Origin of the sequence: Streptomyces sp. NPDC058632 (assembly GCF_042717095.1) — a bacterium.
In the GTDB taxonomy this organism is placed as follows: domain Bacteria; phylum Actinomycetota; class Actinomycetes; order Streptomycetales; family Streptomycetaceae; genus Streptomyces.
The window spans coordinates 67,362-83,229 of record NZ_JBHXQZ010000025.1 but is presented as its reverse complement, the minus strand read 5'-3'; the positions used below and the strand labels follow the sequence as shown (position 1 = coordinate 83,229).

14 protein-coding genes and 1 pseudogene are annotated in these 15,868 nt (G+C 70.6%); 9 read left to right on the top strand and 6 right to left on the bottom strand.

All coding sequences use genetic code 11. The annotated features are described in order from the left end of the window. Together ACFWVE_RS12470 and ACFWVE_RS12465 are read right to left on the bottom strand one after the other, a co-directional pair. On the bottom strand, window positions 1-471 hold a 471-nt coding region (locus ACFWVE_RS12470; RefSeq protein WP_384011760.1), incomplete at its 3' end, for a transposase. A gap of 228 nt (window positions 472-699) precedes the next feature. Next, a complete protein-coding gene (locus tag ACFWVE_RS12465) occupies window positions 700-2,142 on the bottom strand; it encodes an NF041680 family putative transposase (protein WP_384011758.1) in 1,443 nt (480 codons plus the stop codon). A gap of 187 nt (window positions 2,143-2,329) precedes the next feature. Between ACFWVE_RS12465 and ACFWVE_RS12460 the strand changes: the two genes are divergently transcribed. The 4 genes from ACFWVE_RS12460 to ACFWVE_RS12445 all read left to right on the top strand — a co-directional run bounded on the left by ACFWVE_RS12460 (window position 2,330) and on the right by ACFWVE_RS12445 (window position 5,954). Then, window positions 2,330-3,147 (top strand): IS5 family transposase gene (locus ACFWVE_RS12460; protein ID WP_384011755.1). Its coding sequence is split into 2 segments (ribosomal slippage): window positions 2,330-2,677 and window positions 2,680-3,147, totalling 816 coding nucleotides; the frame shifts between segments, so codons are not numbered across the junction. A 226-nt stretch (window positions 3,148-3,373) separates the two neighbouring features. After that, window positions 3,374-4,036: a DedA family protein gene (locus ACFWVE_RS12455; protein WP_384011752.1), complete on the top strand. Its 663-nt coding sequence runs from the start codon at window positions 3,374-3,376 to the stop codon at window positions 4,034-4,036. Window positions 4,037-4,104: 68 nt separating this feature from the next. After that, window positions 4,105-5,319, top strand: coding sequence for a sensor histidine kinase (locus ACFWVE_RS12450; RefSeq protein WP_384011748.1), 1,215 nt, complete (start codon window positions 4,105-4,107; stop codon window positions 5,317-5,319). Continuing rightward, window positions 5,319-5,954 (top strand): response regulator, encoded by a 636-nt coding sequence (locus tag ACFWVE_RS12445; protein ID WP_384011771.1) that lies wholly within the window; start codon window positions 5,319-5,321, stop codon window positions 5,952-5,954. The genes ACFWVE_RS12450 and ACFWVE_RS12445 overlap by 1 nt, the downstream gene beginning before the upstream one ends. Window positions 5,955-6,002: 48 nt before the next feature. On the opposite strand, the gene ACFWVE_RS12440 is transcribed toward ACFWVE_RS12445, so the two are convergent. The 4 genes and pseudogenes from ACFWVE_RS12440 to hemE all read right to left on the bottom strand — a co-directional run bounded on the left by ACFWVE_RS12440 (window position 6,003) and on the right by hemE (window position 8,434). Beyond that, on the bottom strand, window positions 6,003-6,437 hold the full coding sequence (locus ACFWVE_RS12440; protein WP_384011745.1) for a hypothetical protein: 435 nt from the start codon (window positions 6,435-6,437) through the stop codon (window positions 6,003-6,005). A 109-nt stretch (window positions 6,438-6,546) separates the two neighbouring features. Beyond that, window positions 6,547-6,870, bottom strand: a pseudogene (locus tag ACFWVE_RS12435) (transposase); the annotation flags it as partial. A gap of 66 nt (window positions 6,871-6,936) precedes the next feature. Next, window positions 6,937-7,269, bottom strand: coding sequence for a glyoxalase superfamily protein (locus tag ACFWVE_RS12430; protein ID WP_384011742.1), 333 nt, complete (start codon window positions 7,267-7,269; stop codon window positions 6,937-6,939). Window positions 7,270-7,366: 97 nt separating this feature from the next. Further along, a complete protein-coding gene (gene hemE, locus ACFWVE_RS12425; protein WP_384011740.1) occupies window positions 7,367-8,434 on the bottom strand; it encodes a uroporphyrinogen decarboxylase in 1,068 nt (355 codons plus the stop codon). Window positions 8,435-8,672: 238 nt separating this feature from the next. Here hemE and ACFWVE_RS12420 point away from each other — a divergent pair, with 238 nt between their 5' ends. The 5 genes from ACFWVE_RS12420 to ACFWVE_RS12400 all read left to right on the top strand — a co-directional run bounded on the left by ACFWVE_RS12420 (window position 8,673) and on the right by ACFWVE_RS12400 (window position 15,853). Beyond that, entirely contained in the window at window positions 8,673-9,350 is a 678-nt protein-coding gene (locus ACFWVE_RS12420; protein ID WP_384011737.1) for a DUF3000 domain-containing protein, read from the top strand. A 516-nt stretch (window positions 9,351-9,866) separates the two neighbouring features. Then, window positions 9,867-10,523, top strand: coding sequence for a response regulator transcription factor (locus tag ACFWVE_RS12415; protein WP_042164084.1), 657 nt, complete (start codon window positions 9,867-9,869; stop codon window positions 10,521-10,523). 107 nt (window positions 10,524-10,630) lie between these two features. Then, the gene (locus ACFWVE_RS12410) at window positions 10,631-11,929 is read left to right on the top strand and encodes a ribonuclease D (RefSeq protein WP_384011734.1); all 1,299 of its coding nucleotides are present in this window, start codon (window positions 10,631-10,633) and stop codon (window positions 11,927-11,929) included. 580 nt (window positions 11,930-12,509) lie between these two features. Beyond that, window positions 12,510-13,727, top strand: a complete 1,218-nt coding sequence (locus tag ACFWVE_RS12405) for a thiolase family protein (protein ID WP_384011731.1) — start codon at window positions 12,510-12,512, stop codon at window positions 13,725-13,727. Further along, window positions 13,724-15,853, top strand: a complete 2,130-nt coding sequence (locus ACFWVE_RS12400) for a 3-hydroxyacyl-CoA dehydrogenase NAD-binding domain-containing protein (protein ID WP_384011728.1) — start codon at window positions 13,724-13,726, stop codon at window positions 15,851-15,853. The genes ACFWVE_RS12405 and ACFWVE_RS12400 overlap by 4 nt, the downstream gene beginning before the upstream one ends. Window positions 15,854-15,868 lie beyond the last annotated feature (15 nt).

The window sequence follows — 15,868 nt, the reverse complement described above, 5'->3', positions numbered from 1 at the left end:
CTTGTCCGAGTGCGCGATCACCAGCACCCCGTCCAGATCGACGGTCACCGTCCCGCCCGCATCAGCCGCCCTGTCACCGGCCAACCGCCAGACTCGCTCGCGGACTTCGGCCCGCGCGGAACGGATGGCCCGCAGGGCCTTCTCCCCGGAGGCGGCGAGGGTGTCGATGAGGCGGGAGACCGTCGGGTCGGAGGCCACTGGCCCGAACACGGCCGGCTCGGCCCGCAGCATCCCCACGTCGGCCAGGCAGTCCCCGCCCAGCGCGACCGCCAGTGCCACGTCCAGCAGGACCTTGCCCGGATCGTGCACCGCCCGGGCCTTCCGCCACGGCACCAGCGCCGCTGATATCGCGGTGTCCAGGCCGGCCTTGCGCACGGTCTCGACCAGCAGCACGCCGCCGGCCTGCGAGACCACCGTCCGGCCGCCGCCCTCGATGCGGACACGCGGGTAGGACCCGATACGCTTCTTCACCTGGAGAGTGCTTCTTTCCGTGCAACCAACAGGACCCTAGACAAGTCCCATCGTTGCAGGTCAGGAGCACTCTCCGCTTATTTGATCAAGCCTCGGACACCCCGCCTCGTGAAAGCGCGAGGCTAAGGGCCTGCCGGAAATTAACCTGTGGGTTTTGAGGATTGATCTCGCAGGTCAGCGTGTCACTCGCCCACATGTTGTTCTTCGGCAGGCCCTCTTGTTCTTTATCTACCAAGATCTTCCGGGCTTGCCGATGGCTTTGAGGGTCTCGGGGCGTTTGACGGTCTTGCCGACGTCGTAGCGGGGCGCTCGGTGCTTGTTCTTGGTGCCGGGCGGCCGTCCGGGTCCGGTGCCTCGGGGTTTAGGAACACGGGCCGGGCAGGCGAGGTGAGCGCGGATGTTCCTGAACCCCCGGCGGACCCGGGCCGGGGTGAGCCGGTCGGAGGCGGTCGGTTTCTGCCACGGCCGACGGAGGTCTTCGGCGAGGGGCCGGGCGAGCCGGAGCTGGGTGTGAGCGACGATCAGGATCCAGGTCCAGCGGTCCGCTGCCTCGGGAGTGCGGAGTTTCGGGGTGGTCCATCCGAGGGTCTGCTTCGCGAAGCGGAAGGTGTGCTCCAGGTCGAAGCGGCGGAGAAATGCCTGCCAGAAGCGGTCCACGTCGTCCGGGGTGGCCCCGGTTTTGGAGGACCATAACCACACCGGCGGGGCGTCCCGGTCCTTCGATAAATGCTCGACCTTCAACCGGATCAACGTGCCTTCCACCAGGGGGAGTTCGCCGTCGTGGTCAAGCCATGAGGAACGGTGGGTGAGCCGTGGGTGGACCCGATCCCATGCCTGGGTCTCGGTCTTTCCGTAGTTGGTGGTGTCGGTGACGGTAGTGATCGCGGGCTCGGGCCAGGTCTCCGGCTTGCTGAAGCGGAACTCCGGCCCGTGCTTGGGCGGCCGGCCACTGGCACCTGGCTCTCTCGGTGGCTTCGGCAGACGCATGACACGGTCGGAACGGACCCGGCCGACCAACTCGACCGGCAGATCGCGCAGGACCCAGGCCAGGCGGGTGACGTCGTAGTCGGCGTCGCTCACGATCACGATGTCCGGGTCTCCGGTCTGCCACTGGCCTGCGGTGATGAGCTGTTCAACGACTCCTCGGAGCTGGGCGGCGGTGACCGCGGTGGCATCGTCGACCGGGCCGAGCCGGACCGCGTCCAGGATCGCGGTCCAGGACGTGGCGCCCGGCTCCAGAACGGTGACGAAGGAGTAGGGCCAGCCCGGGATGAACTGCGAGGCCGTCTTCGCCCGGCCGTAGACGTGGCAGAAAAGGCGTTCCGCCGAGCACGGCGCGTCCGAGCGAAGCCAGGGCGACACATCGACCGCCAGAACCAGGCGCCCGCCGTCGAAACGCGGCAGTGGCAGCCCCGCCAGCACTGTCCGCAGCCGATCGACGTCGATCCGGCCGTGGTTCAGGCCGCCGTACATCGCTCCGTGCCCACGACGATGCTCGGGCAACAGCGTCAGGTCGACCGGGGACTTCACCGCACCGTCCGCACACAGCACCGCGTCGGACAGCTCGAACAGTTCATCGCGCCGAGCGGTCAGACACTCGTAGAACTCACCCCGGAAGCGTGACGCCTCCGCAAACGCTTCCCGCCGGACAGCATCAGGCAGCAGACTCACCCTCACGGCCTTCGTCTTGGTCAGTGCACCTTGGTCGGAGCACATGATCAGACGAAGGCCGCCCCTACGTCCGGCGAATCCTCAGGTGAGCGACTCAGTACGAGACGCCGTTCGAGGCCGGAAGAAAAAGAACAAGCTTAGAGGGTGTCTCACGTGGTGCTTCGGTGGTACGGCATGATGCTGCACCGTGAGGGTTGATCTGTCGCGTCGGCTGGTTCCGGACGAGCTGTGGGAGTTGACCGCTGCGCTGTTGCCGAGGTTCACATCCCGTCCGCAGGGCGGGGGCACGGCCCCGGTGGACGAGCGAGCGGTGTTCACCGCCGTGGTGTACGTGCTGACGAGCGGTTGCGCATGGCGGTACCTGCCGAAGTCGTTCGGTGTATCGCCGGCCACCGCGCACCGTCGGTTCACCGCGTGGACCGAGGCCGGGCTGTGGCGCAGGCTGCACCGGGCGGTGCTGGACGAGCTTGGCGCCCGGGGCGAGTTGGACTGGACGTCCGTGATCGTCGATGCCGCGTCGGTGCGGGCGAAAAGGAGGGCTCACTGACCGGGCCGAATCCGGTCGATCGCGGCAAGAAGGGCAGCAAACTGCACGTGCTCTCCGAAGCCCAGGGCTTGCCGCCGGTCGTCGCGGTGTCCGGTGCGAACCTGCACGACAGCCAGGCGTTCAAGCCGTTGCTCCTTGGCGTTCCGGCCGTCCGCTCCCGGCGCGGACCACGCCGGAGGAAGCCGGTGGAGGTCCGCGCGGACAAGGCGTACTACTCCGCCGAGCACCTTCGCTGGCTCCGCGGCCGGAACCTCGTCGCGCGGATCGCCCGGCCCGGCATCGAGTCCGGTGAACGCCTCGGCCGCCACCGCTGGAAGATCGAGCGGTCAATCTCCTGGCTCTTCGGCTACCGCCGACTCACCGTCCGATACGAACGCAAGGGCTCCCACTTCCTGGCCTTCCTCGGCCTCGCCGCAGCCCTGACCTACTACAAGAAGCTCACAAAACTCGCCACGTGAGACATCCTCTCAACCGCCGCATCAGGCGGGTCGGGCGGACATCGGGACGGTCCCGGACGTTCGGCCATCGGGCCCGCACCCTGCGGAAAACCGCAGGGTGCGGGGTGCGGAGAACCGCACAAGTTCGGCGGCAATCCTCATACCGGCGCTGATCTGCGGTTTCTAGCGTGGTCGGTGAATCGCGGCATCTGCTCGCGGCGACCGCCCCGCAGCCTGGAGACTTCGAATGGACCTCATGACCCTGGCTCTGCCCCAGGAACCCGCCGACGGTGTCGCGGGGTGGGCAGCCGACCTCGTGGACGCCATGGGCGGTCCCGGCGCGGGCCTCGCCATCGCTTTGGAGAATCTCTTCCCGCCGCTGCCCAGCGAAGTGATTCTGCCGTTGACCGGCTTCGCGGCCGGGCAGGGCGTCATCAGCCTTTTCTCGGCCCTGTTCTGGACCACGCTCGGCTCGGTGGTCGGCGCCGCCGTCCTCTACTGGATCGGCATGGTGTTCGGCCGGGAACGCATGTACGCGATCTGGGCCAGGTTGCCGCTGGTCAAATCGTCCGACCTGGAGCGAACGGAGAAGTGGTTCGCCAAGCACGGCACCAAGGCCGTTTTCTTCGGCCGCATGGTGCCGATCTTCCGCAGTCTCATCTCCGTGCCGGCCGGCCTGGAACGCATGCCCATGCCGACCTTCCTGCTACTCACCACTCTGGGCAGCCTGATCTGGAACTACGTGCTCGTCCTGTCCGGCTACTGGCTGGGCGACCAGTGGGACCTCGTCGAGGCCTACGTCGGAGTCATCAGCAAGGCCGTCCTCGTCCTGGTCGTCGCGGCCCTGGTCCTCTACCTCGTGGTCCGGCTGCGCTCCCGCCGCCCCGCCCAGCACCGCCGTACGTCGTGACCAGCCCCGTTCTCCCCCCGACCGAACGATCTTGCCCCGGCTGCGCCGCCCGGCTAGTCTCGGCGACCGTGCAGGGGGACTCGGCGGACATCACCACCCACCCCCTCCCGACGGCGCTCGGATTCGCGCAACCGGGAGGTGAGCCTCCGACGCCGTCGCCGGCGTTGCCACTGCGGGTCGCCGGAATCCTCCTCGGCTGCCTGACCGCGTTATTGGGGCTGCTGTACTTCGTGGTCGTCGGCACCCTCCTCGGCCCCCTTCTGCTGTGGCCGCGCACCCGGCGACACGCCCTCGCCGCCCTGACCGCCGGGGCCCGGCGGCTGACGGCACTCGAACACCGGCGCCGCTCGCTCTTCTTCAGGGAGCACTTCCCCCACCGCCCCGTTCCCGATCAGCGGATCCTGCGCTACCTCGCCACCCGTACGTATGCCGGTCTGGTCACAGGCATCGTGGTCGGCCTGCTCGCCTTCGGCGTCGTCCTGGCGGGGTTGCTCGTCGCGAGCCTCGTGCGGGGCACGCTCGACTGGCAGGAATTGTTCACCCAGGGACTGCTCGGCGGGGTGCTGCTCTTCCTTGACGTACAGGGGCTGTTGTCGCTGGAGGCATTCGAAGGGCGCCTGGCCCGCGAGTACTTCGGTCCGTCGGAACGCGAGCTGATGCGGCAGCGCATCGACGAACTGGCCACCAGCCGGGCGGCGGTGCTGCAGGCGGTGGACACCGAACGCCGGCGCATCGAGCGGGACCTGCACGACGGGGTGCAGCAGCGGCTGGTGGCGCTGGCCATGCTCCTCGGGCGTGCCCGCCGGGGCCGTACACCCGAACAGACGAAGAGCCTGCTGGAGCAGGCCCACAAGGAGTCGCAGGACGTCCTGACCGAGCTGCGGGAGGTGGCCTGGCGGGCCTATCCGACCGCGCTGGACAACCTGGGGCTGCAGGAGGCACTCGCCGGGGTGTCCGAGCGGTGCAGCATTCCCATCCGGATGGACTTCGCCCTCACCCACCCGTTGCCCGCCTCCGGCGAGACCGCCGCGTACTTCGTCGTGTCGGAGTCCGTGACCAACGCCGCCAAGCACTCGGCCGCCACGGAGATCCTCGTGAGCGTCCGGAAGCACGGGCCCGTCCTCGTCGTACGGGTCGAGGACAACGGCGTCGGCGGCGCGAATCCGGCGGGCAGCGGACTGACCGGTCTGCAGAGCCGGGTCGGCGCCCTGGACGGCCGACTGCACGTCCACAGCCCCTTCGGGGGGCCCACCACGATCACCGCGGAGCTGCCGTGCGCGTAATGCTGGCCGAGGACTCGACCCTGTTGCGGGAAGGGCTGGTCCGGCTGCTCACCGAGGAGGGACACGAGGTCCTGGCCGCGGTGGGTGACGCCACCGCCCTCCTGCGGGAGGTCGAGGCCCAGCCGCCGGACATCGTCGTCGTCGACATCCGGATGCCGCCGACCCACACCGACGAGGGGCTGCGCGCCGCGCTCGAAATCCGCAAGCGGTGGCCCGGGCTCGGGGTCCTGGTGCTGTCCCAGCACATCGAGCGCAACTACGCGGCGCAGCTGCTGACCTCGAACGCGGAGCGGGTCGGCTACCTGCTCAAGGACCGGGTGGCCCAGGTGGAGGAGTTCCTCGACGCGTTGGAGCGGATCCAGGCGGGAGGTGCCGCCATCGACCCGGAGGTCGTACGGCAGTTGGTGATCCGTACGACGCACAGCGACCCGCTGGCCCGGCTGACCCCCCGCGAGCGCAGCGTCCTGGAGACGCTGGCTCAGGGGCACACCAACGCGGCCATCTCGCAGAAACTGCACATCTCCATGAGCACGGTCGAGAAGAACCTCAACACGATCTTCGACAAGCTCGAACTCGCGCACACGACGGGCTACAACCGCCGGATCCTGGCCGTGCTGAGGTATCTGGAGACGTGACGGAAGCCCTGCGGGGCGGTGGGTGGCCCGCCACCCCGCAGGCCGTTCTCACTGGAACGAATACGGGTTCAGCGCGTCGTCCGGCAGGTGCTCCACCTGGACCCGGTCGCCGATGCCCGCCTCGTCGGCGAGTTCGAGCAGCACGTCGAGGGCGACATGGTCCTCGAGCGCGAAGCCCGTCGGGTCGAAGACGGTCACCCGGTCCCGGTGACGGGCCGCCGTCTCCGGCTCGGCGCACAGCGTCATGAGGTCGGGACCGAGGTCTCCCGCCTCCGACTGCTGGCATTCCCCCTCCCGCAGCGCCTGCGCCACGTGGTCCGGCGTCACGAACGCCGACTCCAGGACCGCCCGGGGTACCTCGAACTTGCCGATGAGGTCGGACCCGATGGCGTCGACGTGTACGTGCGGCCGCAGGTTCCGTCCGCTCGGCACGGGTCCCTCGCCGACTCCGACCGAGGTGACGGTGCATATGATGTCCGCCAACGCAGGCACTCGGCCTTGGAAATGCTCACTCCGGTCGAGTACGAACTACGTGCAGCGCCTGTAGCGTAAAACCGAGTGACGCGGCTCCACCGAACTCAGAGCACTCCGGGCCGTGCTCGGCGGGCTTCGGCTTCGCGGTCTTCTTGATTTCCCGGCGCTCCGGGAGGGTGAGGGTTCTCGGCCGGCCGCCCTTGTACTTCGGGTGGAGCGGGTCGAAGCCGTCGGTGTTGAAGTTGTGGATCACGTCCCGGACGCGGTCCGGGCTGGTGAACGTCACCTCGGCGATCTTCGCCACGGGCATACCCTGCGCGGACAGCAGCACCATCCGGACCCGCCGCCACGTCACCACCGAGCCGGTGCCCCTGCGGACAGTCCGCAGCGGGCGCTGCCCCTCGTCGTCATCGATCTCGCGGACGCGTACTCGCTCAGCCACCAGCACAGCTTCCCTGCCGCGCACTGCCGCGCATTGCCGCGCACTGCCGCGCGCTGCCGGCGAGTGTCATTCCGCCGGCGTGCCGATCCGAAGCCGGTTGCCGTCGGGGTCGCGCAGCTCAATCTCACGCGCCCACGGAGCGTCCTTCACCTGCACACCGAACTCGGAAGCGATGGCCTCGACATCACGGATGCGGAGGTAGACCGACGTGTCGGGGCGGGCGTCGCCCTCGTGCTCCGACAAGAACAGCCGCACCCCACCCAGGGCGACTTCGACGAACGCGGGAAGTCCCGGTTCGAAGCGGTGTTCCCACTGCTTGGCGAAGCCCAGTCGCTCGTACCACGCGACCGCCGCCGCGGCCTCCTCGACGCGAAGAATGGGAATGACTTCCTCGTCCATGGAGCCATCGTCGCAGACAGCACAGGGCGAACGTCGCCTGCTGCGGCATGAGGCAGGCGGGCCCGGCCCCGGTCCCCGGGGTGAGCGGCCCGCGTGGTCAGCGGGCGGTGACGGTGTGGACGTGGTCGACGAGGCGGGTCAGCGCGTCCGGGTCGGTGGTCGGCATGACGCCGTGGCCGAGGTTGAAGACGTGGCCCTCGAGGCCCTCGGCAGCGGCCAGCACCTCGCGGGTCTTCGCCTCCACCGCCTCCGTGCCGGCGAACAGCACGGTCGGGTCGAGGTTGCCCTGGAGCGCCTTGCCGGGGCCGACGCGGCGGGCGGCCTCGTCCAGCGGGACGCGCCAGTCGACGCCGACGACGTCCGCGCCGGCCTCGCCCATCAGGCCGAGGAGCTCGCCGGTGCCGACGCCGAAGTGGATGCGGGGGACGCCGTGGCCGGACACCGCGTCGAGGACCTTGGCCGAGGCGGGCAGCACCGAGTGCCGGTAGTCGGCCGGGGCGAGCGCGCCGGCCCAGGAGTCGAACAGCTGGACCGCGGAGGCGCCGGCCTCGATCTGCACGGTGAGGAAGGCTGCGGTGATGTCCGCGAGACGGTCGAGGAGGTCGGCCCAGAGTTCCGGGTCGCCGTACATCATCGCCTTGGCGTTCTCGTACGTGCGGGACGGGCCGCCCTCGACGAGGTAGCTGGCGAGGGTGAACGGGGCGCCCGCGAAGCCGATCAGCGGGGTGGCGCCGAGCTCGGCGGTCAGCAGGCCGATCGCCTCGGTGACGTAGGAGACGTCCTCGGGGGTGAGGTCGCGCAGCCGGGCCAGGTCGGCGCGGGTGCGGAAGGGCTCCTCGACGACGGGGCCGATGCCGGGCTTGATGTCGAGATCGATGCCGATCGCCTTGAGCGGGACGACGATGTCGCTGAAGTAGATCGCCGCGTCGACATGGTGGCGGCGCACCGGCTGGAGGGTGATCTCGGCGACGAGGTCGGGGCGCATGCAGGAGTCGAGCATCGCGATGCCCTCGCGCACCTTGCGGTACTCCGGCAGTGAGCGGCCCGCCTGCCGCATGAACCACACCGGAGTGTGCGGCACCGGCTCACGCCGGCACGCCTTGAGGAAGGCACTGTCGTACGTCTGGGTCGGCTGCTTGCCCCGCGGGCTGACATTGGCGCTCACCCGGCCAGTCTCCCACGGCCCGCCGGCCGCCCCGCACCGCAGGCCACCCGTGCACCCACGGCCCGCGCCGGACCGTGTCCCACGCCCCGCGCCACACCGTGTCCCGCGTCCCGCTTCACACCCGCGCCACGCCGGGCACCACGTCCGCGCCACGCCGGTGCGACACGATCCGGACACCGTTGCCCGCCACGGGTGTCCCTCCCCGCGCCGGGGCCCGCTTCCGCTTAACCTTCCCCGCATGGCTGCGGCTCAGGGACGACTGTCGGACGGCACGGGCGGAATGGACGAAGCGAAGGACACCGATGCGGATCTCGGGCTCGGGGGCACGGCGCCCCCGTTGCCCTTCCGGACCGCCGTCGACGCGTTGCGGGGCGCGCGGCTGCGCCCGCAGATCGAAGTGGAGACCGTTCCGCCTCCCAAGCGGCTCGCCCCGTACGCGTACGCGCTGGAGGCGGCGGTCGTGGACGGCGACGAGGACCTGGCCGACGGCCGGCTGGTGCTGCTGCACGAACCGGCCGGGCACGACGCCTGGCGGGGCACCTTCCGTCTGGTGACGCTGGTGCGTGCGGAGCTGGAGCCGGAGATGGCGGCGGATCCACTGCTTCCGGAGGTGTGCTGGTCCTGGCTGACCGGTGCGCTCGCGGCGCGCGGTCTGACGTACGGCGAGCCGAGCGGCACGGTCACGCGGGCGAGTTCGCACTACTTCGGCGGGCTGTCCGAACGCCCCGCAGCCTCGCAGATCGAGATCCGTGCCTCGTGGACACCGCGGGAGGGCCCGGGCGGAGTGCCGGACACGGCCACGCATCTGGTGGCGTGGTGCGACCTGCTGGCGCAGGTCGCCGGGCTGCCGCCGGCCGCTCCGGGGGACGCGTCGGTGGTGACGCTGCCTCAGCGGCGGGGCCCGCAGTCGCGCTGAGCCCACCGCGTCCGCCGGGCCCCCGCGGACGCCGGCCCCGCAGCCTCGCACCCCGCGGCCCCTGCAACGTGTTGTGCCGAGCCCCGCGTGGGGCCCCGACGGTCCTCGAGACCGGTCTTCGGACCGGTCTTTTTTGTCGTTCCCGGGCGGGTCATCGAACCGGTCGCCGACCGGGTCGCCGAACCGGTCGCCGGGCGGGTCTTCGGACCGGTCTCCTTGTCGACTCGCCGACCACCCCATCACTGATCACCCCGGCAATCTCTTTGACGACCTTTTTGGGGATCTCTTTGTCGATACGGCCACTTCCGGAAGCGTTACGACGCGGACCGGAACCGTTCGATCTTCGAATGATCGACCGCGTGTCCGAATTGCACGGATTGTTACTCACTGGATCGTGATCATTCTCTAAAGGAGAGCGGGTTTGCTGCCGAAGACGACTGTGACCTTGAAAGCACGGTTGAGCCCGGCTTCACCCCCACGAGCCGGCCCCGTCCCGCCGCCACCCCAGGAGGCCTGGTGTCCGTTCTCCTCGAGCAGCCCGCAAGCCTGGTCGCCTACCGCCCGAACAAGCCGACCGCCATGGTGGTCGTGGCCGACCCCCGCGTCCGTTCCACCGTCACCCGCCATCTGTGGGCGCTCGGTGTACGCGACGTGATCGAGGCCTCGTCCGTCGCGGAGGCTCGTCCCCGCATCGGCAACCCCCGCGACATCTGCGTCGCCGACGTCCACCTGCCGGACGGTTCCGGCCTCACCCTTCTCTCGGAGACCCGGGCTGCGGGCTGGCCCAACGGTCTCGCCCTGTCCGCCGCCGACGACATCGGCGCCGTGCGCAACGCCCTCGCCGGCGGAGTGAAGGGCTACGTCGTCACCGGCACCCGTACCAACCTCGGACTTCCCTCCCGCCCCGGCGCCGCCCCCATCGGCGGCGCCCGTCTGCACCGCCGCCCCCCGGGTGCCCCGAGCCACCCGGGCGGCTACCGCGAACTGTCCGGCCGTGAGGTCGAGGTGCTGCGGCTGGTGGCGGAGGGGCAGTCGAACAAGGCCATCGGCGTCTCGATGGGCCTGTCCGCGCTGACCGTCAAGAGCCACCTCGCCCGCATCGCCCGCAAGCTCGGCACGGGCGACCGCGCCGGGATGGTCGCGGTGGCCCTGCGCACCGGCATCATCCACTGACCTTCCCGGCCGGGCCCGCACCGGACTGACTTGTTTACGACCCCCTGGGGCCCGCCGCCGGAACGTTCCGTCGGCGGGCCCCTTCGTGGCATGGATACTCTTGACAGGTGACCGACGCCCACGACACCGCAGCAGACAGTGCCCTGCGAACCACCGGAGGCGCCCCTCCGGACGACGACGGATCTTCTGCTACGGAGGCGCCGATCCCCTTGCTCGAACCGCGCGAGGGCATTCCGTCCGTGATCACGGACGACGCCGCCCTCGCCGAAGTGATCGCCGCCTTCGCCGCGGGCACCGGCCCCGTCGCCGTCGACGCCGAGCGCGCCTCCGGCTACCGCTACGGCCAGCGCGCCTACCTCGTCCAACTGCGCCGCGAGGGCGCCGGGTCCGCGCTGATCGACCCCGTCGCCTGCCCCGACCTGTCGGGCCTGGGCGAGGCGCTGTCCGGCGTCGAGTGGGTGCTGCACGCCGCCACGCAGGACCTGCCCTGCCTGCGCGAGATAGGGATGCTGCCCACCCGTCTCTTCGACACCGAACTGGCCGGCCGCCTCGCCGGTTTCCCCCGCGTCGGGCTCGGCGCCATGGTCGAGAACGTGCTCGGCTTCGTCCTGGAGAAGGGCCACTCCGCCGTCGACTGGTCCACCCGCCCGCTGCCCGAGCCCTGGCTGCGCTACGCCGCCCTCGACGTCGAACTCCTGGTCGACCTGCGGGACGCGCTGGAGAAGGAGCTGGACCGGCAGGGCAAGCTGGAGTGGGCGTGGCAGGAGTTCGACGCGATCGCGTCCGCGCCGCCGCCGGAGCCCCGCAAGGACCCCTGGCGGCGCACCTCCGGCATGCACAAGGTGCGCAGGCGCCGGCAGATGGCCGTCGTACGGGAGTTGTGGCAGACCCGGGACCGGATCGCCCAGCGCAGGGACGTCTCGCCGGGCAAGGTGCTCTCGGACGCGGCCATCGTCGAGGCCGCGCTCGCCGTGCCGGCCACCGCGCACGCCCTCGCCGCGCTGAACGGGTTCGGGTCGCGCGTGGGGCGGCGTCAGCTGGAGCAGTGGCAGGCGGCCGTGGACCGGGCGCGGGCGCTGAGCGAGGCGCAGCTGCCGCAGCCCGGCCAGCCGGTGACCGGTCCCCCGCCGCCGCGCGCCTGGGCGGACAAGGACCCGGTGGCCGCGGCCCGGCTGTCCGCGGCCCGCGCGGGGGTGAGCGCGCTCGCCGAGCAGCTGAACATGCCGCAGGAGAACCTGATCACGCCGGACACGGTACGGAGAGTGTGCTGGGAGCCGCCGCAGCCAGCCGGCCCGGAGTCCGTCGCGGCCGCGCTGGCGGGGTACGGGGCGCGGCAGTGGCAGGTGGAGCAGGTGACGCCGGTACTGGTCGCCGCGCTGGCGTCCGACGGTTCCGGGATCGCCTGAGCGCCGTGGGCGGGGTGGTTCGCGGGCGGGCGCGGGGAGCAAAGGGCACTCCGCACGACGACGACTCAGCCGTGGGGCGCACGGGGCCTCGGGGGTGACGCGCAACGCCCGTCGTGCCGCCGGTGTGCGGGAAGCCGCCGGTGTGCGGGAAGCCTGCGCGGGGCGCAGGGCCGGCGCGGGGCGCAGGGCCGGCGCGACGGGCGACGTCCAGTTCCCCACCGGGGCGGGCGTCCGCCGGGGACGGTTCGTCGTGGCTGGTCACGCCCACGCGGCGGAGCCGCGGTTCGGCACGGCCCCGCGCCCCCTGATCGGCTCCGTCGGCCCGGCCGCCCGCGATGGCGGGCTCCGAAGGGGCCCCGAAGCGGAACAGGGACGTCGAGATCAGGCCAAGATCCTCGGGAGGCGTGCGCGCAGGCCCCGTCCCTCGTTCCGCATGGTTCGACGGACTCCGCCGACGGTGTGACCTTCACCGCTCGGGTCCACGGGACTGGGCAGCTACATTACCCACAAGTAGCATAGGCTCTGAGCGCGCGCTCAGCGCAACGCAGCAGTGCCATCCCGCACCTGGAGGAGAGCCATCGTGCCTCGTACCGTCAGGGACGTCGTCTTCGTCGACGGCGTCCGCACCCCGTTCGGCAAGGCGGGCCCGAAGGGCATCTACCACGAGACCCGTGCCGACGACCTCGTCGTGAAGGCGATCCGGGAGCTGCTGCGCCGCAACCCCGGACTCGACCCGAAGAAGATCGACGAGGTCGCGGTCGCCGCGACCACGCAGATCGGCGACCAGGGCCTGACCATCGGCCGCACCGCCGGCATCCTGGCGGGCCTGCCGACCTCGGTCCCGGGCTACTCCATCGACCGCATGTGCGCGGGTGCCCTGACCGCCGTGACCACGGTGGCCGGCTCCGTCGCCTTCGGCGCGTACGACGTCGCCATCGCGGGCGGTGTCGAGCACATGGGCCGCCACCCGATGGGTGAGGGCGTCGACCCGAACCCGCGGTTCGTCTCCGAGAAGCTGGTCGACGAGTCGGCCCTGTTCATGGGCATGACCGCGGAGAACCTGCACGACCGCTACCCGACGATCACCAAGCGGCGCGCCGACGAGTACGCGGTCCGCTCGCAGGAGAAGGCCGCCAAGGCCTACGCCGACGGCAAGATCCAGGCCGACCTGGTACCGGTGTCGGTGCGCCGCACCAACGCGGAGGCGGGCGAGACGGGCTGGGGCCTGGTCACCGCCGACGAGCCGATGCGTCCGGGCACCACCCTGGAGAACCTGGCCGGTCTCAAGACGCCGTTCCGCGTCCACGGCCGGGTCACCGCGGGCAACGCGGCCGGTCTGAACGACGGCGCCACCGCCTCGGTCATCGCCTCCGAGGAATTCGCCCGCGAGAACGGGCTGCCGGTCAAGATGCGCCTGGTCGCCTACTCCTTCGCGGGTGTGGAGCCCGAGGTCATGGGCTACGGCCCGATCCCGGCGACGGAGAAGGCCCTCGCCCAGGCGGGGCTGTCCATCTCCGACATCGGTCTGTTCGAGATCAACGAGGCCTTCGCCGTCCAGGTGCTGGCCTTCCTGGAGCACTACGGCATCGCCGACGACGACGCGCGCGTCAACCAGTACGGCGGCGCCATCGCCTTCGGCCACCCGCTGGCCTCCTCCGGTGTCCGTCTGATGACGCAGCTGGCCCGCCAGTTCGAGGAGCAGCCGCACGTCCGCTACGGCCTGACCACCATGTGCGTCGGCTTCGGCATGGGCGCGACGGTCATCTGGGAAAACCCGCACTTCGAGGGGGACAAGTGAGCACCACCGCCGAACTGTTGAAGGGCGCGGCCGCGCTCTTCCCGGACGAGGTCGTCACGACGGCCCACGTACGCCACTTCGAACTGCCCCTGGGCGCCGGGCGCTTCGCGCTGATCACGCTCGACAACGGCCTGGACCACACCAAGCCGACCACCTTCGGCCCGCAGTCGCTGGCGAACCTGGACGCCGCCATCGACCAGGTCGAGAAGGAGGCCGCGGACGGCGGGATCGTCGGTGTCGGCATCACCGGCAAGCCGTTCATCTTCGCCGTCGGCGCCGACCTCAAGGGCGTCGAGCAGCTGAAGGAGTGGGACCACGCCCACGCCATCGGCAAGGGCGGCCACGACGTCTTCAAGCGGCTCTCGACGCTCGCCGTGCCCACCTTCGCGTACTACAACGGCGCGGCCATGGGCGGCGGCGTCGAGGTCGGCCTGCACTGCGCCTACCGCACGGTGTCCGCGGCCATTCCGGCGTTCTCCCTGCCCGAGGTCTTCCTCGGTCTGGTCCCCGGCTGGGGCGGCTGCGCCCTGCTGCCGAACCTGATCGGCGCCGAGAAGGCCGTCTCGGTGATCATCGAGAACAGCCTCAACCAGAACAAGCAGCTCAAGGGCGAGCAGGTCTACGAACTCGGCATCGCGGACGCGATCTTCGAGGGTGCGGACTTCCTGGAGCAGTCGCTGATCTGGACGGCGGCCGTCCTCAAGGGCGAGATCGTCGTCGACCGCCCGGTGATCGACCGCGGCGAGGCCTGGGACCAGGCCGTCGCCAAGGGCCGGTTCGTCGCCGACTCCAAGGTGCACGGCGCCGCCCCGGCCGCCTACCGCGCCCTGGACATCATCGCCGCCGCCAAGAACGGTGACCTCCAGCAGGGCTACGACGCCGAGGACAAGGCGCTCGCCGACCTGATCATGGGCGGTGAACTGCGCTCCGGTCTCTACGCGTTCAACCTGGTGCAGAAGCGCGCCAAGCGCCCGGCCGGTGCCCCGGACAAGAACCTGGCCCGTCCGGTCACCAAGGTCGGTGTCGTCGGCGCCGGCCTGATGGCCTCGCAGCTCGCGCTGCTGTTCCTGCGCCGCCTCGAGGTGCCGGTCGTGCTGACCGACATCGACCAGGAGCGCATCGACAGGGGTGTGAGCTACGTCCACGCCGAGATCGACAAGCTGCTCGGCAAGGGCCGCGTCAACCAGGACAAGGCCAACCGCCTCAAGGCGCTGGTCACCGGTGTGCTGGACAAGGCCGAGGGCTTCGCGGACGCCGACTTCGTCATCGAGGCGGTCTTCGAGGAGATGAGCGTCAAGCAGCAGGTGTTCGCCGAGGTCGAGGCGGTCGCCCCGGCGCACGCGATCCTCGCCACCAACACCTCCTCGCTGTCGGTGTCCCGGATGGCGTCGAAGCTGAAGAACCCCGAGCGGGTCGTCGGTTTCCACTTCTTCAACCCGGTCGCGGTCCTGCCGCTCCTCGAGATCGTCCGCGGCGAGCAGACCGACGACGCCTCGCTGGCGACGGCGTTCGGCGTGGCCCGGAAGCTGAAGAAGACCGCGGTGCTGGTCAAGGACGCCCCGGCGTTCGTCGTGAACCGCATCCTGACCCGCTTCATGGGCGAGGTCCAGAACGTCATCGACGAGGGCACCCCGGTCGAGACCGCGGAGAAGGCCGTCGAGCCGCTCGGTCTGCCGATGTCCCCGCTGGTCCTCCTCGAGCTGGTCGGCCCGGCGATCGGGCTGCACGTCTCCGAGACGCTGAACCGGTCCTTCCCCGACCGCTTCACCGTCTCGCCGAACCTGAAGGCGGTCGTCGAGGCCGGCAAGCGCGGCTTCTACGTCTACGACAGCGGCAGGCCGGAGCTGGACCCCGAGGTCGCCGCGCTGCTCAAGCAGGGCGACACCGTCCTCACCGAGGAGCAGGTGCGGGCCCGGGTGCTCGACGCGGTGGCGCAGGAGATCGGGCTGATGCTCGACGAGGGTGTCGTCGCCGAGGCCCAGGACATCGACCTGTGCCTGATCACCGGCGCCGGCTGGCCCTTCCACCTGGGCGGCATCACGCCGTACCTGGACCGCGAGGGCGTCTCCGAGCGCGTCAACGGCAAGCGGTTCCTGGCCCCGGGCGTGGCGAGCGTCCCCGTCTGACCGGCAGGCCCCGAC